Origin of the sequence: Microbacterium pasadenense, assembly GCF_047246565.1 — a bacterium.
Taxonomy (GTDB): Bacteria; Actinomycetota; Actinomycetes; order Actinomycetales; family Microbacteriaceae; genus Microbacterium.
Map to the genome: position 1 here is coordinate 1,236,145 of NZ_JBFOKN010000001.1, position 20,618 is coordinate 1,256,762.

A 20,618-nucleotide genomic window follows, 5' to 3' on the forward strand; every position below is an offset into this window, starting at 1 on the left:
CACGGTACGCGGCCGAGCACGGCCGGATCCCCGGACGCGACCGGGTCCGCCTCAGACGGCGCGGAGGACCGCGACGACCTTGCCGAGCACGGTGGCCTCGTCGCCGAGGATGGGCTCGAACGCGGAGTTGCGCGGGAGGAGCCACGTGTGCCCGTCGCGCTGGCGGAACGTCTTCACCGTCGCTTCGCCGTCGAGCATCGCCGCGACGATCTCGCCGTTGTCGGCGTTCGCCTGCGAGCGGACGACGACCCAGTCGCCGTCGCAGATGGCCGCGTCGATCATCGAGTCGCCCGACACCTTCAGCATGAACAGCTCGCCCTTGCCGACCAGCTGACGGGGGAGGGGGAAGATCTCCTCCACCTGCTGCTCCGCCGTGATGGGCACGCCGGCGGCGATCCGGCCGACGAGCGGCACCATGGCGGCGTCGCCGACAGCCGGCGCGGCATCGGCGGGATTCTCCCCGGCCGCGCCGGGGAGGTCGATGAGGACCTCCATCGCCCGCGTCTTGCCCGGGTCGCGACGGAGGTAGCCGCTCAGCTCGAGCTGATTGAGCTGATGGGTGACGCTGGAGAGCGACTTCAGCCCGACGGCATCCCCGATCTCACGCATGCTCGGCGGATAGCCGTGACGGGCGATGGAGCGCTGGATCACCTCGAGGATGGCGAGCTGCTTCTCGCTGAGGCTCTTGCGCCGACGGGTCTGCGGCTTCTCGCTCATGCGCGTTCCTTTCATCGCCCCCGCCCTCGCCAGCTGCACTCGGCTTCGAATGTCGGAGGTCGGTGATGGGGTGTGGTCATCGAAACCGTATCCGGTCCCGACCGCATCGAACCGCAGCCGACCGCGTGTCGTCTTCGATCGATCTGCGAGATCGATGCGCTTGACAGTCTAGAAGAATCGAAGATAGATTCGGAAGAGAAGTTCGCACCCGCTCTGCTCCTTGCGAGGAGGCGACCGAAGTTCTCACCCGACGGGGCCACCCGAGGAGGAAACATGAGCACGATCACCCTTTCCCACACCGCCGCGATGACCGCGCCGACGACGCGGCTGCGTCTGACGGTCCGGGGCCGCCGAGTGCTGGCAGGCCTCGCCTCCGTTCCCGCCGTCGCCGCGCTGGGCTTCGCGATCGTCTCCGGGGGCGGCGCCCTCGCCACGGCCGAGAGCGGGGCGCCCTCCGGCACCTTCGAGAGCGTCACGGTCCTGCCCGGGGACTCCCTGTGGTCCATCGCTCGCGATGTGGCACCGGCCGCCGATCCGCGCGACGTGGTCGAGGACATCATGAACCTGAACGCGCTGAGCTCTGCCGTCCTCGACGCGGGGCAGTCCCTGTCGATCCCGGTGGAGTACTCCGCGGGCGCCGCCGACGGGCAGTGATCGCCGCTCCCGGCCTACGATGGCTGGGTGAGCGTGAGCCTGGACGACCTTCCCCTCCGTGACGATCTGCGGGGCAAGACGCCCTACGGTGCGCCGCAAGCGCCCCTTCCGGTGGCGTTGAACGTCAACGAGAACAGTCACCCGGTGCCCGAAGACGTCGCGGACGACATCCTCGACGGCATCGCCCACGCGCTCCGGGACATCAACCGCTACCCCGACCGGGAGTTCTCGGCTCTCCGTGAGGGCTTCGCGGACTACCTGGGCGAAGGTCTTCAGCAGGAGCAGATCTGGGCGGCCAACGGATCGAACGAGGTGCTCCAGCACATCCTGCAGGCCTTCGCCGGCCCGGGGCGCACCGCCTTCGGCTTCGGCCCCACCTACTCGATGTATCCGCTGCTCACGGCGGGCACCGGCGCGCGGTACATCGCGGGGACGCGTGGCGACGACTTCACGCTCTCGCCGTCGGATGCCGCCGCCCAGGTCGACGCGGTGCAGCCCGACGTCATCTTCCTGTGCTCGCCGAACAACCCGACCGGGACGCCTCTGTCGCTCGAGACGATCGAGGCGGTCTACGACGCATCCCACGGGATCGTCATCGTCGATGAGGCGTACTTCGAGTTCGCACCGCACGAGCAGGCGTCGGCGGTGACCCTGCTGCAGGGCCGTGAACGACTGGTCGTCTCCCGCACCATGAGCAAGGCGTTCGCGTTCGCCGGCGCCCGGGTCGGGTACATGGCAGCCGATCCTGCCCTGATCGACGCGCTGCGGCTGGTCCGGCTGCCCTACCACCTCAGTGCGCTGACGCAGGCGGCCGCGACGGCTGCGCTGCGCCACGCGCCCGCGATGCTCGGGATGGTGGATGAGATCGTCGTGCAGCGGGACCGCATCTCGGCGACCCTGTCGGCGCTCGGCTACACGCCCTACGAGAGCTGGTCGAACTTCGTGCTCTTCGGCGGCGTCGACGACCCGGCTGCGACCTGGAAGGCCCTCTACGATCGCGGCATCCTGATCCGCGACGTGGGACTGCCCCACACCCTTCGCGTCACCGCCGGCACCGAAGAGGAGTCCACGGCCTTCCTCGAGGCGCTGGCATCGCTCTGACCGTTCCGGCCCGCCGTCGCCGCACCGATGTCACCGGGCGCGGCCGGCCGGCCGTCCCTCGGTAGACTGGGGGGATGAGCATCCCCGCACCCCGTACGGCGTCCGTCCGCCGTGCGACGAGCGAGTCGACCATCGAGCTGGAACTGAACCTGGACGGCACCGGTCAGAGCTCCATCGACACGTCGGTGCCCTTCTTCGACCACATGCTGACCGCGTTCGCGAAGCACTCCCTCACGGATCTGACCGTCCGCGCCACGGGCGACACCGACATCGACGCGCACCACACCGTCGAGGACACGGCGATCGTGCTGGGCCAGGCGATCCGTGAGGCGCTCGGCGACAAGTCCGGCATCTCGCGCTACGGCGATGCGCTCGTCCCGCTCGACGAGGCGCTCGCACAGGCCGTGGTCGACATCAGCGGGCGCCCCTACCTCGTGCACACCGGCGAGCCGGCGGGCTTCGAGTTCCACCTCATCGGCGGCCACTTCACGGGTTCGCTCGTGCGCCACACGTTCGAGGCGCTCGCCTTCGCCGCCGGTCTGACGGTGCACGTGAGGGTGCTGGGCGGCCGCGACCCCCACCACATCGCCGAGGCCGAGTACAAGGCCTTCGCCCGCGCGTTCCGCCAGGCGAAGGCGCTCGACCCGCTCGTGCAGGGGATCCCGAGCACCAAGGGCGCGCTGTGACGGATGCCGCTTCCGGCGCTCCGCTCGTCGCCGTCCTGGACTACGGGTCAGGCAACGTCCACTCCGCCGTCAAGGCGCTCATCGCCGCGGGAGCCGACGCTCGGCTGACCCGTGACCGGGGGATGATCGCCGAGGCCGCCGGCCTGCTGGTGCCCGGCGTCGGGTCGTACGCCGCCGTGATGGCCGCCCTGCGCGCCCGTCACGGCGATGAGCTCATCGAGCGGCGCCTCGCCGGCGGGATGCCCGTCATGGGCATCTGCGTGGGGATGCAGATCATGTTCGACCGCGGTGTCGAGCGCGGCATGGACACCGCGGGGCTGGGGGAGTGGCCGGGCGTCGTCGCCGAGCTCCCCGCACCGGTCCTCCCGCACATGGGCTGGAACACGGTCCGTGCGGGCGAGGGCTCGACGCTCTTCGCGGGTCTCGAGGACGAGCGGTTCTACTTCGTGCACTCCTACGGCGCTCAGGAGTGGTCGCTCGACGTCATGAAGCCGTTCCGGCAGCCCGTGCTCACGTGGTCCGATCACGGCGCGCCGTTCCTCGCCGCCGTGGAGAACGGCCCGCTGACGGCGACGCAGTTCCACCCCGAGAAATCCGGCTCGGCCGGCATCCGTCTTCTCGGCAACTGGATCCGCTCGCTGCCCGCCGCCTGACCCGACCCCGCCCGTGCATGCGCCAGCGTGCACATCACCCCACCCGGAGCCATGAACGAATTCGCATCCTCCCCCGAACTGATCCTCCTGCCCGCCGTGGACGTGGCCGACGGCAAGGCCGTCCGTCTGACACAGGGCGAGGCGGGCACCGAGACGAACTACGGGAGTCCCGTCGAGGCCGCCGAGGAGTGGGCTCGCCAGGGTGCTGACTGGGTGCACCTGGTCGACCTCGACGCCGCCTTCGGCCGGGGGACCAACGCCCCGCTGCTGCGCAAGGTGATCAAGCACCTGCGCGGCGACGTGCAGGTGGAGCTCTCCGGCGGCATCCGTGACGACGCGACGCTGGAAGCCGCGCTCGACAGCGGCGCGTCCCGCATCAACCTGGGGACCGCGGCACTGGAGAACCCGGAGTGGGCGGCCGACGTCATCTCCCGCTACGGCGACGCCATCGCCGTGGGTCTCGACGTCCGCGGAACCACCCTCGCGGCGCGCGGCTGGACCCGGGACGGCGGCGACCTGTGGCACGTCCTCGAGCGACTCGAGGCGGCGGGCTGCTCGCGGTACGTCCTGACGGACGTCACCAAGGACGGCACGCTCAAGGGACCGAACATCGAGCTGCTGCGCGAGGTCGCCTCGCGCACCGACAAGCCCGTCGTGGCATCCGGAGGCATCTCGAGCCTCGACGACATCGCAGCGCTCCGCGACCTCGTCCCGCTGGGTGTCGAAGGGGCCATCGTCGGCAAGGCGCTCTATGCGGGCGCGTTCACGCTGGCCGAGGCGCTGGATGTCGCCGGACACTGACCCGCACGGTCATGCGGCCGATTCCGCCGGCGTCCCCTGGGAGGGGCGCCGCTTCGAGCCGAACGCGCATCAGGGCGACGACGGGAGCGCGGATCCCGCGCTGCTCGCCGCGCTGACGAGGTTCCACGAGGGAGCGGGCGACGCCGCCGCCGTGATCGACGCCTACCGGAACGCGCGACTGCTGATCCCGCTCGTCGCGGAGAAGGGCGAGGAGGGGGTGGGGCCCACCGGGCTCGCCGTCGACAAGACGCAGGAGCTGTCGATCGTGACGGTCGCAGCCCCGGACGGGCGCCGGGTCCTGCCCGTGTTCTCGTCGGTTCAGGCGATGTCGACGTGGGATGCCACCGCGCGTCCGGTGCCCGCGGACGGCGTCCGCACGGCGCTGTCCGCGGTCGCCGACGAGACGGAGCTGATCGTCATCGACCCCGGCAGCGACACCGAGTTCGTGATCCGACGGCCCGCGGTCTGGGCGATCGGACGCGGGGAGCCGTGGGAGGCACCGCACGTGTCGCCCGAGGTGTACGCCGGACTGCAGGAGTCCATCGGTGCCGAGCTCGGCGTGATCGACCTGTCGGTCGCCTCGGGCGATCCGCGGTCGCGACTTCGCGGTCCCGAGCTCGTGGTGTCGCTCCACCTCGTCGACGGGCTCGACCAGGGTGCGCTCGATGCGATCCTGCAGCGGCTCGCGTCGCGCTGGGCCGCCGACGATCGCGTCGCGGTCCTCGTGGACTCGCTGACCGTCAAGCTCCTCCGGGCCTGACGGGCGCGGACGGCCGGCCGCGCCGGGTCAGGTGACCGGGCCGGTCCACTTCTCGCCCGGCCCCTTGCCGATGGGGTCGGGGATGGCGGATGCTTCTCGGAACGCCAGCTGAAGGGTGCGGAGTCCGTCGCGGAGCGACCGCGCGTGCATGTCGCTCACCTCGGGGGCGGCCGCCGTGATGAGACCGGCCAGCGCGTTGATGAGCTTCCGCGCCTCGTCCAGGTCCTTCTGCGTCCCCGGGTCGTCGGCGAGCCCGAGCTTGACGGCGGCCGCACTCATCAGGTGCACCGAGGTCGTCGTGATCACCTCCACGGCGGGAACGTCGGCGATGTCGCGGGTCGCGGACTGCGAGACGCGCTCCTGCTCCTCCCAGTGGGCGAGGCGCTCGGGGTCGTGGTCGCTGTGGTCGGCCGGAATGGTGCTCACGTGCTGCTCTCTGCTAGACTTCTGCGGGCACGGAAGCATCTGCTTCCTGTCGAAAGAGGATCACATCCCACCCGCGCTTGCCGCTCCAGGCTACCGGGTCACGCACTCCGCCTCGTCCTGCGAGGTTGTCCAGGGTGCAGAACACTTGTAAAGCCGATGCGCGTGCATCGTGCGGGGTGGACGTGACGATCTTCCGCCCGGCGACTCGACCTTCGTGTCTCCGGTGGCCGACACCCGCACGAAAGAGGAGTCCCGCATCAGCGATCCCCGCACCAATGACCGCATCCGCGTCCCCGAGGTCCGCCTCGTCGGACCCGCGGGTGAACAGGTCGGCGTCGTCCGCATCGAGGTGGCACTGCGCCTGGCCCAGGAGGCCGAACTCGATCTCGTCGAGGTAGCCCCCAACTCGAAGCCGCCCGTGGTCAAGATCATGGATTACGGCAAGTTCAAGTACGAGGCTGCGCAGAAGGCAAAGGAAGCGCGGCGCAACCAGGCGAACACCGTCCTCAAAGAGGTCCGGTTCCGTCTGAAGATCGAGGCTCACGACTACATCACCAAGCTGAAGCGTGCCGAGGGCTTCCTCCAGGCCGGCGACAAGGTGAAGGCGATGATCCTGTTCCGCGGCCGCGAGCAGTCGCGTCCCGAGCAGGGCGTGCGCCTGCTCCGCAAGTTCGCCGAGGATGTCGCCGAGTTCGGCACCGTGGAATCCAACCCCACGATCGACGGACGCAACATGGTCATGGTGGTCGCGCCCCACAAGAACAAATCCGAGGTCAAGACCGAGCAGAACGCCGCCCGCGCGGCGACGAAGCAGGCCGCGCGCGACGCGCGGTCCGGTTCCGCCGACGAGACTCCCGCTCCCGCTCCGGCGGAGTAAGCGCACCCAGACTCCCGCTCGCGGGATACCCAACGAAGGAAGAGATATGCCGAAGCAGAAGACCCACTCGGGTGCCAAGAAGCGCTTCAAGGTCACCGGAAGCGGCAAGCTGATGAAGCAGCAGGCCAACCTCCGTCACAACCTTGAGGGCAAGTCGACCCGACGGACCCGTCGCCTCGACCAGGAGCAGGTCCTGGCCAAGGGTGACGCGAAGGTCGCCAAGAAGCTCCTCGGCCTCTGAGCGCCGACGCGAAACTAGGAAGTAGAAGAAATGGCTAGAGTCAAGCGGGCGGTCAACGCCCACAAGAAGCGTCGCGTCATCCTCGAGCGCGCCTCCGGTTACCGCGGACAGCGTTCGCGCCTGTACCGCAAGGCGAAGGAGCAGGTCACCCACTCGCTCGTCTACGCGTACCGCGACCGTCGCAAGCGCAAGGGCGACTTCCGTCGTCTGTGGATCCAGCGCATCAACGCCGCTGCCCGCCAGAACGGCATCACGTACAACCGCTTCATCCAGGGCCTCGGTCTCGCCGGCGTCCAGGTCGACCGTCGCATGCTCGCCGAGCTCGCGGTCAACGAGCCGGCCGTCTTCACGTCGCTCGTCGCGACCGCGAAGGCCGCGCTGCCCGCGGACGTGAACGCGCCCAAGGCCTGATCGCACCTCTGCACCCCGAAAGGGCGTCCTCCTCGAGGGCGCCCTTTCGTGTGTCCGCCGCGGGCGCGGCGGACCCGCGCCCTAGACTGGGGAGGTGCTCGAGAACCCCCGGTCCCCGCGTGTACGTGCTGTCGCGAAGCTGAGCAAGCGCACCGCCCGCCAGGAGACCGGGCTGTACCTCCTCGAGGGGCCGCAGGCCGCCCGCGAGGTGCTGACCTATCGTCCCGACACCCTCGCCGAGCTGTACGCGACGCCGAGCGCGTGGGAGAAGCATCAGGACATCCGCGAGATCGCGGAGGAATCCGGCGTCGACGTCATCTTCGCGAGCGAGCCTGTCCTCGATGCGATGGCGGACACGGTCACCCCGCAGGGGATCATCGCCGTGGCGCGCCAGGCGCCCACCTCGGTCCGCGACGTCTTCGCCGACGCTCCGCGGCTGATCGTCATCTGCGAGGAGGTCCGGGACCCCGGCAACCTCGGGACGATCATCCGGGCGGCGGATGCCGTCGGTGCGGACGCCGTCGTGCTCACCGGCCGCACCGTGGATCCCTACAACCCGAAGGTCGTCCGCGCCACGACCGGGTCGCTCTTCCACCTGCCCGTCGCCGTCGGCGCCGACCTCGCCGGCGCGATCGACCGCGCGCGCGGCGCCGGGCTCCGCGTCATCGCCGCCGACGTCGGGGGAGACGACTTCCTCGCCCACCGCGACACCCTCGCCGAACCCACCGCATGGGTGTTCGGGAACGAGGCGCGTGGCCTCGATGAGGAGGCGCTGGCCCTCGTCGACATGTCGCTGCGGCTTCCCATCTACGGCCGCGCCGAATCGCTCAACCTCGCCACCGCGGCGAGCGTCTGCCTGTACGAGTCGGCCTTCGCGCAGCGCGCGGACCGGTGAGCGGCATCCGCGGACGTTGATTACGGAACTGTAAACCCCGCGCGAAGTGCACGGTGAGAACCGTGTCCGCCCCATAGGGTTGCATTTCATGACCACTCCTGCCGCCGATCCTGCGCCGCGCACGTCGAACATCGACGTCCGCCGCGGTGAGCCGCTTGTCGTGTTGTCCGATGTGCAGAAGCACTACGGCGACTTCCAGGCGCTGACCGACATCGACCTGACCGTCAACCGCGGTGAGGTCGTCGTGGTGATCGGGCCCTCCGGCTCGGGGAAGTCCACGCTCTGCCGGACCATCAACCGTCTCGAGACGATCACGAGCGGCACGATCACGATCGACGGCGCCGACCTGCCCAAGGAGGGCAAGGCCCTCGCCGCGCTCCGCGCCGACGTGGGCATGGTGTTCCAGTCCTTCAATCTCTTCGCGCATCTGACGATCCTCGACAACGTCACCCTCGGACCGCTCAAGGTGAAGGGGATGAAGAAGGCGGATGCCGACAAGCTCGCCCGCGAGCTGCTCGACCGTGTCGGGGTGGGCCACCAGGCGGACAAGCTGCCGGCTCAGCTCTCCGGCGGACAGCAGCAGCGAGTCGCGATCGCCCGTGCCCTGGCGATGAAGCCGAAGGTCATGCTCTTCGACGAGCCCACGAGCGCCCTCGACCCCGAGATGATCAACGAGGTGCTCGACGTCATGGTCGGCCTCGCGCACGACGGGATGACGATGATCGTCGTCACGCACGAGATGGGCTTCGCCCGGAAGGCGGCCGACCGCGTCGTCTTCATGGCCGACGGTCTGATCGTCGAGGAAGCCAGCCCGCAGGAGTTCTTCACCAACCCGAAGAGCGACCGCGCGAAGGACTTCCTCTCGAAGCTCATCACCCACTGAGACGTCCGCGTCTGCACCGGCGCGACGAACGAAGAACGATACGACACCAGGAGGATCACATGCGGATCACACGAGCGGCCGGCGCCTTCGCCGGCATCGCGATCGCGGCTCTCGCGCTCGCCGGCTGCAACAGCGGCAGCCCGACCTCGCCCGGCGGCGACGCGGAGACCGAGGGCGACGACGCGCTCTGGGAGGTCGCCAGCGACGTCTCCCTCGAGGGCAGCCCCACGTTCGACGCCATCACGGAGCGCGACGGCATCGTCGTGGGCGTGAAGGAGGACCAGCCGAACCTCGGATTCCTCGACGCGACCACGAACGAGCGGTCCGGCTTCGACGTCGACATCGCGCGGTGGATCGCCGCGTCGCTCGGCTACGACGAGGACAAGATCGAGTACAAGGCGATCGCGTCGACGAACCGCGAGCAGTCGATCGTGAACGGCGATGTGGACTACTACGTCGGCACCTATTCGATCACCGACGACCGCAAGAACCAGATCGACTTCGCCGGTCCGTACTTCATCACCGGCCAGGGCCTCCTCGTCGCGACGGACAGCACCATCGAGAGCGAAGACGACCTGTCCGCCGACACCACGGTGTGCTCGGCCACCGGGTCGACGCCGATCCAGAACATCCGGGACAACTACCCGGACGTCCCGACGGAGGAGTTCGACCTCTACTCGGCCTGCGTCGATGCCCTCATCAACGGCACCGTGGACGCCGTGACCACGGACCAGGCGATCCTGATCGGCTACGCCGCGCAGTACCCGGACGACATCAAGGTCGTCGGTGAGCCCTTCAGCGAGGAGCGCTACGGCGTCGGCCTGGCGAAGGGCGACGACGCGCTCCGCGCACACATCAACGACCTCTTCACCGAGGGCGGCGACGTCTGGCAGGGCATCTTCGACAAGAACCTCGGCGACTCGGGGATCACCGTCGAGCAGCCCGCTGTCGACGCGTACTGACAGCGCCGAGATCTCGACCCGGGGTGAGGGCGCAAGCCCTCACCCCGCACCAGCCAAGGAGGCGATGTGGGCGTCATCACCGACAACCTCGATCTGTGGGGCGAAGCCTTACGCAACACGCTGCTGCTGTTCTTCGCCGGAGGTGCGATTGCGCTCGTCCTGGGGACGCTCGTCGGCGCCATGCGCGTGTCGCCGATCCCGGTCGCGCGCGCGTTCGGCACCCTCTACGTCAACACCATCCGCAACACCCCGCTGACCCTGGTCTTCTTCTTCTTCGCGTTCGGCTACCCGCAGCTGGGTCTCCCGAGCCCAGGATTCACCGTCCTCGGCATCTGGGCCCTCGGCGTCTACACCGCCACCTACGTGGCGGAGGTCATCCGAGCCGGCATCAACACCGTGCCGGTCGGCCAGGCCGAGGCGGCCCGCGCGATCGGGCTCACCTTCGGGCAGGTGATGACGCTCGTCATCATGCCGCAGGCGTTCCGGTCCGTCGTGCCCCCGATGATGAGCGTGTTCATCGCCCTGCTGAAGAACACCACCGTCGCCGCAGGCTTCTCCGTGGTGGAACTCGGCGCCATCCGCGCGAACCTCAGCGAGCGGGGCGAGGACGCGCTCGTCGTCCTGCTGTGGGTCGCCGTCGTCTTCGTCGTGCTGGTCCTGCTGCTGAGCTGGCTTCAGCGCCATCTCGAGAACACCTGGAGGATCGCGCGATGACTTCCGTGCTGTACGACGTCCCGGGCCCGCGGGCGATTCTGCGCAACCGCATCCTGGGCGTGGTCACGATCGCGGCCGTCGCGGCCGTTCTCGGCTTCGTCGCCTACCGGTTCGCGGTCACCGGCCAGTTCTCCGCCGAGAAGTGGTTCGTGTTCTCGTTCGGCAACGTCTGGGTGAACATCCTCAAGGCGCTGGGCAACACCCTCGCCGCCTTCGGTGCGGCGGCGGTCGGTGCGCTCGTCCTCGGATTCGTCCTCGCCATCGGCCGCCTGTCCGAGCACGCGGCGGTGCGGGTCCCGGTGACGGCCGTCACCGAGGTCTTCCGCGCGGTGCCCGTGCTCGTGTTCATGATGCTGATGTACTACGGCCTCCCCACCGTCGGCGTGCGCATGGAGCCGTACTGGGCCGTCGTCATCGCGCTGGTCGCCTACAACGGGTCGGTGCTGGCCGAGGTGATCCGCGCCGGCGTCGAATCCCTCCCGCGCGGACAGAAGGAAGCGGGATACGCCATCGGCCTCCGCAAAAGCGGTGTGATGAGGCTCATCCTGCTCCCGCAGGCGGTGCGGGCCATGCTGCCGGTGATCATCGCTCAGCTCGTCGTGACGCTGAAGGACACGGCGCTGGGGTTCATCATCACCTACCCCGAGCTGCTCTACTTCGCCAAGCAGCTCACGTCGCAGCCGGGGCGCCCGATCCTGCAGTCCGGCATCGTCATCGGAGCCATCTACATCGCGATGTGCCTGCTGCTGTCCTGGCTCGCCAACGTGGTCGAGAAGCGCCTGCGTCGGTCGCCGAGCACGCGCGGCGGCGACGGCGGCAAGCCCGCCGATGTGCTCCACCACCCGGTGCCGCCGACGACCGACACCGAACTCATCGCTGCACAGACGAGGGCGGGCGCCCACGATTCGGGTACCGGGCGAGCCGTCTGACGTCTCACCGGCGGGGCGCACCCCGCCCCGCCGGTAGACTCGTCTCTCGTGTCAGACGCACCTGAGATCACCCCCGACGCGGTCAGCGTCGCGGTGGACGAGGCGCTCGCCGCCATCGCCGCCGCGACCGACACCGCCGCCCTCAAAGCCGCCCGTTCCGCCCATACCGCGGAGGGCTCGCCGCTCGCACGGCTCAACGCCCAGCTGCGGAACGTGCCGAACGACCAGAAGGCCGCATTCGGCAAGCTCGTGGGCCAGGCCCGCGGCCGGGTGACGCAGGCGCTCAACGCGCGAGAGGCCGAGCTCGCGGCCGCCGAGACGGCGGCGAAGCTCGAGGCCGAGCGGGTCGACATCACTGCGCTCGCGCCGCGCGCGCGGGTGGGCGCGCGGCATCCGATCTCGCTTCTCCAGGAGGAGATCGCCGACCTGTTCGTCGGCATGGGCTGGGAGATCGCGGAGGGACCCGAGCTCGAGCACGAGTGGTTCAACTTCGACGCCCTCAACTTCGCGCCCGACCACCCGGCGCGTCAGATGCAGGACACCTTCTTCGTCGACCCGGTGGCGCGCCACCTCGTCATGCGCACGCACACGAGCCCCGTCCAGGTGCGCTCGATGCTCGAGCGCGACCTGCCGATCTACATCCTGTGCCCCGGCCGGGTCTACCGCACCGACGAGTTCGACGCGACGCACCTGCCCGCGTTCACCCAGTTCGAGGGTCTCGTCATCGACAAGGGCATCACGATGGCGAACCTCAAGGGAACGCTCGACCACGCCGCCCGGGTGCTGTTCGGCCCCGAGGCGAAGACGCGCTTCCGCACCAACTACTTCCCGTTCACGGAGCCGTCCGCCGAGCTCGACCTCTGGCATCCCACCTTCGCCGGCGGGGCGCGCTGGATCGAGTGGGGCGGCTGCGGAATGGTCAACCCCAACGTCCTGCGCGCCGCGGGCATCGATCCCGAGGTCTACTCGGGCTTCGCCTTCGGCATGGGCATCGAACGGACGCTCATGTTCCGCTCCGATGTGCAGGACATGCGCGACATGGCCGAAGGCGATGTCCGCTTCAGCGAGCAGTTCGGAATGGTGGTCTGATGCGCGTCCCGCTCTCCTGGTTGCGTGAATACGTCGACCTCGCGCCCGGCGCGACCCCCGAGGACGTCCTCGCCTCGCTCGTCTCGGTCGGGTTCGAAGAGGAGGACGTGCACACGTTCGACCTCACCGGCCCGATCGTGGTGGGCCGGGTCGTGTCGTTCGAACCGGAGCCGCAGTCCAACGGCAAGACCATCCGCTGGTGCCAGGTGGATGTCGGCGAGGCCAACGGCGGCGTCCGGGGCATCGTCTGCGGCGCCGGCAACTTCTTCGAGGGCGACAAGGTGGTCGTCACCCTGCCCGGCGCCGTCCTGCCGGGTCCCTTCCCGATCGCCGCGCGCAAGACGTACGGACACGTGTCGGACGGCATGATCGCATCGGCGAAGGAGCTCGGCCTTGGTGACGAGCACTCCGGCATCCTGCGGCTCACCGAGCTCGGCCTCGACCCCGAGGTCGGCAGCGACGCGATCGCGCTGCTCGGGCTCGACGACGTCGCGGTGGAGATCAACGTGACTCCCGACCGGGGGTACGCGCTGTCGCTGCGCGGCGTCGCACGCGAGTACGCCCACGCCACCGGCGCGGCCTTCCGCGACCCGGGTCTGCGCGACTTCGAGGAGCTCGAGCAGCCCACCGGCGGCTTCGAGATCACCGTGGACGACGCCGCGCCGATCCACGGCAACGTCGGGGCGAGCGAATTCGTCGTGCGGATCGTCCGGGACGTCGACCCGAGCCGGCCGACGCCGACCTGGATGGTCGCGCGGCTGACCCTGGCCGGCATCCGCTCGCTCGGCATCCTGATCGACATCACGAACTACGTGATGCTCGAGCTCGGCAATCCCATCCACGGGTACGACCTCGACCGCCTCACCGGCGGCATCACCGTCCGCCGCGCGGCCGAGGGCGAGAAGCTCACGACGCTCGACGGCAAGGAGCGCGCCCTCAGCGCCGAGGACCTGCTCATCACCGACGAATCGGGCCCGATCGGCCTGGCCGGGGTCATGGGCGGCGGCAAGACCGAGATGGGCGACGCGACGCGGAACGTGCTCATCGAGGCGGCGATCTTCGACACCGTCTCGATCGCTCGCACGGCACGACGCCACAAGCTGCCGAGCGAGGCCTCGCGCCGGTTCGAGCGGGGCGTGGACCCGCTGATCCCGTTCGTCGCCGCGCGTCGTGTCGCGGACCTCATGGTCGAGCTGGCCGGCGGCACGCTCGACACGACGACCGGCGCGGCCCTGTTCGCCGAGGTCTTCGTGCCGTCGATCGAGCTGCCGAAGGCCTTCGCCGCCGGACTGATCGGCGTGGCGTACACCGACGGCGAGGTGGTCGGCGCGCTCGAGACCATCGGCTGCGAGGTGACCGACGCGGGGGAGGCCTGGGATGTCATCCCGCCGACCTGGCGTCCCGACCTGACCGACCGCTGGACGCTCGCCGAGGAGGTCGCCCGCATCCACGGGCTCGACCGCATCCCCTCGATCCTGCCGACGCCGCCGTCCGGGCGAGGACTGACCTCCGCGCAGCGCGGACGCCGCCGCGTCGCGAACGCCCTCGCCGCCGCCGGCTACGTCGAGGCGATCGCCTTCCCGTTCACGACCGAGGAGCAGAACGACCTCCACGGATCACCGAGCGGTGAGCGCATCGCATCGATCAGGCTCGCGAACCCGCTCGACGGCCAGGCGCCGTTCCTGCGCCGGTCGCTGATCCCGGGTCTGCTGCAGATCGCGCACCGCAACGTGTCGCGGGGCTTCACCGACCTCGCCCTGTTCGAGACCGGCACCGTCTTCACGCCCGAGCCGGGCGTGACCTACGGCACTGAGACGGTCCCGCCGCTCGCCCAGCGGCCCGACGACGAGACCCTCGCCTCGCTCGACGCCGCGATCCCGCCCCAGCCGCGCCACGTGGCGGTCCTGGTGCACGGCAACGCGAACCCGAAGCAGCCCGGTCGCGCCGCGGCCGCCTACGAGCTGTCGGACGTGCTCGGCGCCGTCCGGACGATCGCAGCCGCGGCCGGAGTGACGATCGAGGTCGCGCAGGCGCAGCGCGCGGCGCTCCACCCCGGACGCACCGGCGTCCTCACGGTCGGCGACGTCACCGTCGGCTACGTCGGCGAGCTGCTTCCCGCCGTCGCGGATGCCGCTGACCTGCACGGTCGCGTCTTCGTGGCGGAGGTCGACCTCGACGGGATCCTCTCGCTGGCCGGTGCTCCGGATGTCGTGCCGTCGCTCCCGACCTTCCCCGCCGCGACGCAGGACGTGTCGCTCGTCGTCGCCGACGCCGTGGTGGCGGGCGATGTGCGGGCCGCTCTCGCGGAAGGCGCGGGGAGCCTGCTGGAGGCGATCCGCCTCGTCGACGACTATCGCGGCAGCGGTGTGCCGGACGGCGCGAAGAGTCTCACCTTCGCGCTGCGCTTCCGCGCGGACGACCGCACGCTGACCGCGGCCGAGGCGACGGAGGCGAAGATGGCCGGTGTGAGCGTGGCCGCCGAATGCTTCGGCGCCACGATCCGCGACTGATCCGGTGGGAGCCGTGTCCTCCGAAGAGGGGACGGCGCCCCACCGGTGGCCGCGCTAGCGTTCGGTCCATGAGCGCATCCTCGCCTGTGCCGGCACCGACCACCCCGATCGGCGTGCGCCTCGCCGGCGGAAGGCGCCGCATCCCACGGATCACGCCGCTGGTCGTCGGGTTCGCTGCCGTCAACACCGTCACGATCGTCCTCAGCCTCATCGGCTGGTCGTCGGGCCTGAACCGGCTGCAGTTCATGTTCCCGCAGGCCTCGGTGTTCTTCGAATCCGGCTGGGGCCCGTACTACGGGTTCGCCTCCGTATGGTTCCTCGTGATGGGTCTCGCGGTCGTCATCACCGCCATCGGCGCCCTGGTCGCACCGTCCGGACACCGTCCTGTCGGAGCCTTCCGGGCGATGACGTTCTTCGGCTTCGGCGTCGGCTGCTTCTTCGGCGCCGGCGGGTTCATCCTCACGATCGGCGCATGAACGCGGGCCGGGTGCTACCGGCTTCCCCAGTGCCACGGGGGCGCGTCGAGGACACCGACGCCGTGGACCGCCGTTCCGGCGGAGCCCGGGCGGAGCTCGATGCGGGCGGCATCCGGTGTCGCCTCGACGAGTGACCGCGCGTGGGACACGAGGATCACCTGCGTGCGCTCGGATGCCACCTGCACCAGCCGAGCGAGCGGCCCCAGCAGGTCGGCGTGGAGACTCGATTCCGGTTCGTTGAGCACCAGCAGGGGAGCGGGACGGACCGGCAGGAGCGCGGCGCACAGCAGGAGGTACCGGAGCGTGCCGTCGGACAGCTCGGCGGTGTCGAGCGGACGGAGCAGGCCCGGTTGCCGCAGGGTGAGGCGGAAGAGGCCGTCGGCGGCGGTGACCTGGACGCGGCTGCCCGGGAACGCCTCGTCCACGGCGCGGTCCAGATCCTGCCCGAACCCGGCATCGACGATCGTCGCCCACACGGCCGCGAGGTTGGCGCCGTCATGGGCGAGCAGCTGCGACCGGGTGCCCACCTGCGGCCTGCGGGCGGGGGCGTCGGCGTCGACGCGGAAGTGGTCGTAGAAGCGCCAGCCGCCCATGACGCGGCGCAGGCCCCGCAGCTCCGGCGCCGTGTCGCCGTCGGCCAGATCGGTGACGATGCTCTCGAACGGGGCCAGTTTCTGCTCCAGACGCACCCACTGATCGTCCCGAACGCGGGTGAGCGGCCCGGCACGGTCGATGAGGAGGGTCGCGGGCTTGGCGAGCGGCCCGGCGAACACCTGCTCCCGCTTGATGACGGGGTCGCGGGCGAACGGGTTGTCCTGCGGACCTTGCGGGATGCCGAGGTCGACGAGGTACCCGAGCTCGTCCGACGCGAAGCCGAGCTGGACGGCGATCGGCTTCTTCCGCACGGTGCCCTGCTCGCCGCCCCCCTCGGGCCCGGCCCACAGCAGCGAGGGCAGACCGCCTTCGCGAGCGACCGCGCCGACGAGCTCGCCCTGCGCGCCGGCGGACAGCAGCCGCAGCGCCCGGTAGAGGTTCGACTTCCCCGATCCGTTCGGGCCGGTCACGACCGTGAGCGGTCCGAGCGGGACGACGACGTCGCGGAGGGAACGGTATCCGGACACGGCGAGTGTGCGCAGCATCCCCTCACTCTGTCAGGCGGCACGGACGTGCGGCGGAGTCGTCCGCACGCGGGCGGATCCCGCGGGTGTGATCCGCCGCGTCGCTCGCTATGCTCGCCGGGGTGAGCCACACCGCGACCGCCCCCGCTCTGCAGTTGTCCGGACTCGTCAAGCGGTTCGGCGCGAAGGCCGCCGTCGCCGGCATCGACCTGCACGTCCCGGCGGGGTCCTTCTACGGCCTCGTCGGCCCGAACGGGGCGGGCAAGACCACGACGCTTTCCATGGCGACCGGTCTGCTGCGTCCCGACGCGGGAGCAGCCGTCGTGCACGGCATCGATGTCTGGCACGACCCGGTGGCCGCCAAGCGCGTGATCGGGAACCTCGCCGACGGGGTGCGGCTCTTCGACCGCCTCACCGGCGAGCAGCTCATCACCTACACCGCGATGATGTTCGGGCTGCCCCGCCCGGAGATCGCCGCTCGCGTGTCGGACCTGCTCGACCTCATGGACCTGCGTCCGGCCGCGGGGACCATCGTGGCGGACTACTCCGCCGGCATGACGAAGAAGATCGCGCTCGCGTGCGCGCTCGTCCACGCGCCACGCCTCCTCGTGCTGGACGAGCCGTTCGAGTCGGTCGACCCGGTCTCGGCCGCCAACATCGAGGACGTCCTGCGCGACTACACGGCGTCGGGAGGCTCGATCATCGTCTCGAGCCACTCGATGGACCTCGTGCAGCGGATGTGCGACCACGTCGCCGTCATCGCCGCCGGCCGCGTCCTCGCCGCCGGCACGGTCGACGAGGTCCGCGCGGGCGAGAGCCTTCAGGACCGGTTCGTGTCCCTCGTGGGCGGGCGCCATCAGACGGAGGGACCGCAGTGGTTGCGGCAGTCCTGAAGCTCCGGTACCGCGTCCTCGCGAACTCGCTCGCACGGCGCCCGTGGCAGCTGGTCGGCTTCATCCTCGGCGCGCTCTCGGGGCTCGGTGTGCTGGTCGGACTCGTCGCCGCGATGGTCGCGCTCGCCGTCTTCCAGGGGGAGGAGGCGGCCGCGGCCGTGTCGGTGCTCGGCGGGGCGACCCTCGTGCTCGGCTGGGTCGTCGGCCCGGTCGTCGTCGCCGGGATGGAGTCGACGGTGGATGCCGCGCGGCTGGCGAACTTCCCCCTCACGCGGCGCCAGGTCATGCTCGCCCTCACCGGCGCAGGACTCACCGGCATCCCGGGCGTGATCACGACGATCGGCGCCCTGACGTCGGTGATCCTCTGGGTCCGGTGGCCGGCCGCTGCGGTCGTCGCCGTCCCGGCAGCGCTCCTCGGCGTGCTGACCTGCGTCCTCGCGTCACGCGTGACCGGGGAGCTGTCGGGCGGGCTCGGCGGGAACCGGCGGGGACGCGAGATCGTCGGGACCGTCGTGCTCATCGTGCTCATCTTCAGCGGTCCGATCCTCACCGGCATCCTGTCGCTGCTCGACAGCGGCGGCGGACTCACGGCGCGACTGCAGCAGGCGACCGCGGTCCTGCCGTGGACCCCCCTCGGCGCGGCCTGGGCGATCGCGCCGAGCGTCGCGGCCGGCGAAGTGGTGGCAGCCGTGGCGCAGGCGGCGATCGCCCTCGTGACGGTGGGTGCGCTGTGGGCCGTGTGGGCGAGGGTCCTCGCCGCTGCCGCGAGCTCGCCGCGGCAGCGGGCGACGCGATCGGTCGCGGCCGGCTCGCTCGGACTGTTCGGGCGGATGCCGACCGGCGGCGTCGGCGCCACGTGGGCGCGCGCGCTCACGGCGTGGCTGCGCGACCCCCGGTATCTGCGACAGCTGATCGTCCTGCCCCTGTTCCCTCTGCTGTTCGCCTTCATCGGCGGCGTCGGGGGGTTCGGCTTCGCAGCGTCGCCGGTCATCGCGGCGCTCGTCCTGTCGGTGGTCGGCTACGCCGACGTGTCGTACGACGGGACGGCGTTCGGCACCACCCTGGCGACGGGTGTGCCGGGTCGCGCCGATCGGCTGGGGCGGGTCCTGGGGGCGGCGTGCGTCGGGATGCCGCTCATCACGGCGATCGTCGTCGTCACGTCGCTGATCGGCGGGCGTGCCGAGCAGCTGCCCGCGCTCCTCGCGGCGTCCTGGGGCATCCTGTTCGCCGGGTACGGCGTCTGCGCCGTGTCGTCCGCCCTCATCGTGACGCCGGTCGCCGCCGCCGGTGACAGCCCGTTCAAGAGCGTCCCGGGTCAGACGGCGATCGGCGGGCTGCTCGTCTTCGTCGTCTGGGCGGTCGTCGTCGTCGTCTCGCTGCCGGCTGTCGTTCCGGCCGTCGTCTCCCTCGTCACCGGCTCGCCCGTGTGGGGGTGGATCGCGCTCGTCGTGGCGGTCGGCGGAGGGGTCGGCGCCGTGGCTGCGGGCGTCCACGTCGGCGGCCGCACCCTCGATCGCACCGGACCCGACCTGCTCCTGCGCATCAAGGCGTTCCCCGCCTGACCGGGCGCGGGAGATCCCGGCGTACGCCGGGAGCGGACAGGTCTGGCCGTCGCCGGACCCGCCTGCTGGGATGAACCGCATGACACGTGTTCTGGTCCTCGGCGGCACCGGCTGGCTCAGCTCCCGCATCGCAGCCTCATGGGTGGCACGCGGGGCACGCGTGACCTGCCTCGCCCGGGGCGGCCGCCCCGCTCCCGCCGGCGCGGCGCTGGTCGTCGCGGATCGGTCTCATCCGGATGCCTATCGGGACGTGGCCGGCGAGGACTGGGACGAGGTGGTCGATGTGTCCTCCGATCCGCGGGCGGTCGCTGCATCCGTCGCCGCCCTCGGCGACCGCGTGGCGCACGGCACGTACGTGTCGAGCCTGTCCGTCTACGCCGACCATGATCAGGTGGGCGCCGACGAGACCGCAGCGCTCGCCGAGCCGCTCCGACCCGGTGAGGAGTACGACTACGCGAAGGCGAAGTCCGCCGCGGAGCTCGCCCTGACGGCGCTGGCGCCCCGGACCGCGATCGTCCGGCCGGGGCTCATCGTGGGGCCGGGGGACCCGACCGATCGTTTCGGCTACTGGCCGGCGCGGTTCGCCGCCGCCGGGGAGGGGCCGGTCCTGGTCCCCGATGCCGCGGGGCTCTCGGCCCAGGTGATCGATGTCGACGATCTGGCGGATTTCATCGTCGCGGCGGGGGCCCGCGCGTTCGACGGCGTCGTCAACGCGATCGGACCCTCGTCGCCGCTCGGCGAGATGCTGGACCTGGTCCGCACCGTCGCGGGTCACACCGGCGACGTGCGCGCAGCCGACGCGGACTGGCTCGCCCGGCACGGCGTCCTGCACTGGGCGGGGCCGCGTTCGCTGCCGCTCTGGCTCCCGGCCGACGTGCCGGGCTTCGCCACACGCGACGGGTCCGCCTACCGCGCGGCGGGCGGTCGCATCCGCCCCCTCGTCGAGACGGTGGAACGGACGCTGGCGGACGAGCGCGAGCGGGGGATCGCCCGCGCGCGTGCGGCCGGACTCGAGCGCTCCGACGAGCTGGCACTGCTCGAGGCGATGTCGGCCGGACACTGAGATCCCGGGGGCGCGATTTGGCGGGCCCGCGCGCGGAGGCGTAGGGTCGGCGCATGCACTCGGCCGCTCCCGTCCCCACTTCGGTGGTCTCGCGCGCGCGCCGACGTCTGGGCGACCGCCGACGCTAGGCGACCTCCCGAGCTCCCCGCCCCGTGCGGGTCGAGCCGCGAGTGTCGCCGTCCCCGGCCCGTTCCTCT

23 protein-coding genes are annotated in these 20,618 nt (G+C 70.8%); 20 read left to right on the top strand and 3 right to left on the bottom strand.

Annotation, left to right across the window (positions count from 1 at the left end; translation table 11 throughout):
• Positions 1–51 precede the first annotated feature (51 nt).
• Positions 52–717, bottom strand: coding sequence for a transcriptional repressor LexA (lexA, locus tag AB3M83_RS05955; protein ID WP_412945898.1), 666 nt, complete (start codon positions 715–717; stop codon positions 52–54).
• Between the two features lie 273 nt (positions 718–990).
• On the opposite strand from lexA, the gene AB3M83_RS05960 reads away from it, so the two are divergent.
• From AB3M83_RS05960 to AB3M83_RS05985, 6 genes are all read left to right on the top strand, one after another.
• Complete coding sequence (locus tag AB3M83_RS05960) at positions 991–1,371, top strand: LysM peptidoglycan-binding domain-containing protein (RefSeq protein WP_412945900.1); 381 nt, start codon at positions 991–993, stop codon at positions 1,369–1,371.
• Between the two features lie 27 nt (positions 1,372–1,398).
• Entirely contained in the window at positions 1,399–2,472 is a 1,074-nt protein-coding gene (locus tag AB3M83_RS05965; protein ID WP_412945902.1) for a histidinol-phosphate transaminase, read from the top strand.
• A gap of 74 nt (positions 2,473–2,546) precedes the next feature.
• Positions 2,547–3,158 carry an imidazoleglycerol-phosphate dehydratase HisB gene (hisB, locus tag AB3M83_RS05970; protein WP_412945904.1) on the top strand — a complete coding sequence of 204 codons (612 nt, stop codon included), beginning with the start codon at positions 2,547–2,549 and terminating at the stop codon, positions 3,156–3,158.
• Positions 3,155–3,811: an imidazole glycerol phosphate synthase subunit HisH gene (hisH, locus tag AB3M83_RS05975; RefSeq protein WP_412945905.1), complete on the top strand. Its 657-nt coding sequence runs from the start codon at positions 3,155–3,157 to the stop codon at positions 3,809–3,811. The genes hisB and hisH overlap by 4 nt, the downstream gene beginning before the upstream one ends.
• 51 nt (positions 3,812–3,862) lie before the next feature.
• On the top strand, positions 3,863–4,612 hold the full coding sequence (gene priA, locus AB3M83_RS05980; RefSeq protein ID WP_412945906.1) for a bifunctional 1-(5-phosphoribosyl)-5-((5-phosphoribosylamino)methylideneamino)imidazole-4-carboxamide isomerase/phosphoribosylanthranilate isomerase PriA: 750 nt from the start codon (positions 3,863–3,865) through the stop codon (positions 4,610–4,612).
• Positions 4,596–5,372: an SseB family protein gene (locus AB3M83_RS05985; RefSeq protein ID WP_412945907.1), complete on the top strand. Its 777-nt coding sequence runs from the start codon at positions 4,596–4,598 to the stop codon at positions 5,370–5,372. The genes priA and AB3M83_RS05985 overlap by 17 nt, the downstream gene beginning before the upstream one ends.
• A gap of 27 nt (positions 5,373–5,399) precedes the next feature.
• Here the strand turns inward: AB3M83_RS05985 and AB3M83_RS05990 are convergent, their stop codons facing one another.
• Positions 5,400–5,798 carry a DUF1844 domain-containing protein gene (locus tag AB3M83_RS05990; RefSeq protein WP_412945908.1) on the bottom strand — a complete coding sequence of 133 codons (399 nt, stop codon included), beginning with the start codon at positions 5,796–5,798 and terminating at the stop codon, positions 5,400–5,402.
• Positions 5,799–6,021: 223 nt separating this feature from the next.
• On the opposite strand from AB3M83_RS05990, the gene infC reads away from it, so the two are divergent.
• The 11 genes from infC (at position 6,022) to AB3M83_RS06045 (ending at position 15,785) form a co-directional block, all read left to right on the top strand.
• Positions 6,022–6,675 (top strand): translation initiation factor IF-3, encoded by a 654-nt coding sequence (gene infC, locus AB3M83_RS05995; RefSeq protein ID WP_412945910.1) that lies wholly within the window; start codon positions 6,022–6,024, stop codon positions 6,673–6,675.
• 46 nt (positions 6,676–6,721) lie between these two features.
• A complete protein-coding gene (gene rpmI, locus AB3M83_RS06000; protein ID WP_184218546.1) occupies positions 6,722–6,916 on the top strand; it encodes a 50S ribosomal protein L35 in 195 nt (64 codons plus the stop codon).
• A 30-nt stretch (positions 6,917–6,946) separates the two neighbouring features.
• Positions 6,947–7,327: a 50S ribosomal protein L20 gene (gene rplT / locus AB3M83_RS06005; RefSeq protein WP_036313766.1), complete on the top strand. Its 381-nt coding sequence runs from the start codon at positions 6,947–6,949 to the stop codon at positions 7,325–7,327.
• A 94-nt stretch (positions 7,328–7,421) separates the two neighbouring features.
• Positions 7,422–8,222 carry a TrmH family RNA methyltransferase gene (locus AB3M83_RS06010; protein WP_412945913.1) on the top strand — a complete coding sequence of 267 codons (801 nt, stop codon included), beginning with the start codon at positions 7,422–7,424 and terminating at the stop codon, positions 8,220–8,222.
• 88 nt (positions 8,223–8,310) lie between these two features.
• Positions 8,311–9,105: an amino acid ABC transporter ATP-binding protein gene (locus tag AB3M83_RS06015; RefSeq protein ID WP_412945914.1), complete on the top strand. Its 795-nt coding sequence runs from the start codon at positions 8,311–8,313 to the stop codon at positions 9,103–9,105.
• Between the two features lie 59 nt (positions 9,106–9,164).
• The gene (locus AB3M83_RS06020) at positions 9,165–10,067 is read left to right on the top strand and encodes a glutamate ABC transporter substrate-binding protein (protein ID WP_412945916.1); all 903 of its coding nucleotides are present in this window, start codon (positions 9,165–9,167) and stop codon (positions 10,065–10,067) included.
• A 66-nt stretch (positions 10,068–10,133) separates the two neighbouring features.
• On the top strand, positions 10,134–10,781 hold the full coding sequence (locus AB3M83_RS06025; RefSeq protein ID WP_412945917.1) for an amino acid ABC transporter permease: 648 nt from the start codon (positions 10,134–10,136) through the stop codon (positions 10,779–10,781).
• Entirely contained in the window at positions 10,778–11,710 is a 933-nt protein-coding gene (locus AB3M83_RS06030) for an amino acid ABC transporter permease (protein WP_412945919.1), read from the top strand. The genes AB3M83_RS06025 and AB3M83_RS06030 overlap by 4 nt, the downstream gene beginning before the upstream one ends.
• Positions 11,711–11,758: 48 nt before the next feature.
• A complete protein-coding gene (pheS, locus tag AB3M83_RS06035; protein WP_412945920.1) occupies positions 11,759–12,799 on the top strand; it encodes a phenylalanine--tRNA ligase subunit alpha in 1,041 nt (346 codons plus the stop codon).
• Complete coding sequence (pheT, locus tag AB3M83_RS06040) at positions 12,799–15,309, top strand: phenylalanine--tRNA ligase subunit beta (RefSeq protein ID WP_412945921.1); 2,511 nt, start codon at positions 12,799–12,801, stop codon at positions 15,307–15,309. The genes pheS and pheT overlap by 1 nt, the downstream gene beginning before the upstream one ends.
• Positions 15,310–15,377: 68 nt before the next feature.
• The gene (locus AB3M83_RS06045) at positions 15,378–15,785 is read left to right on the top strand and encodes a hypothetical protein (RefSeq protein ID WP_412945922.1); all 408 of its coding nucleotides are present in this window, start codon (positions 15,378–15,380) and stop codon (positions 15,783–15,785) included.
• Positions 15,786–15,799: 14 nt separating this feature from the next.
• Here the strand turns inward: AB3M83_RS06045 and AB3M83_RS06050 are convergent, their stop codons facing one another.
• Positions 15,800–16,924, bottom strand: coding sequence for an AAA family ATPase (locus tag AB3M83_RS06050; RefSeq protein WP_412945923.1), 1,125 nt, complete (start codon positions 16,922–16,924; stop codon positions 15,800–15,802).
• Between the two features lie 101 nt (positions 16,925–17,025).
• Here AB3M83_RS06050 and AB3M83_RS06055 point away from each other — a divergent pair, with 101 nt between their 5' ends.
• From AB3M83_RS06055 to AB3M83_RS06065, 3 genes are all read left to right on the top strand, one after another.
• A complete protein-coding gene (locus tag AB3M83_RS06055) occupies positions 17,026–17,796 on the top strand; it encodes an ABC transporter ATP-binding protein (protein WP_412945924.1) in 771 nt (256 codons plus the stop codon).
• On the top strand, positions 17,778–19,358 hold the full coding sequence (locus tag AB3M83_RS06060; protein ID WP_412945926.1) for a hypothetical protein: 1,581 nt from the start codon (positions 17,778–17,780) through the stop codon (positions 19,356–19,358). Before AB3M83_RS06055 ends, AB3M83_RS06060 begins: the two co-directional genes overlap by 19 nt.
• Positions 19,359–19,437: 79 nt before the next feature.
• Positions 19,438–20,421: an NAD-dependent epimerase/dehydratase family protein gene (locus tag AB3M83_RS06065; protein WP_412945928.1), complete on the top strand. Its 984-nt coding sequence runs from the start codon at positions 19,438–19,440 to the stop codon at positions 20,419–20,421.
• Positions 20,422–20,618: the final 197 nt, after the last annotated feature.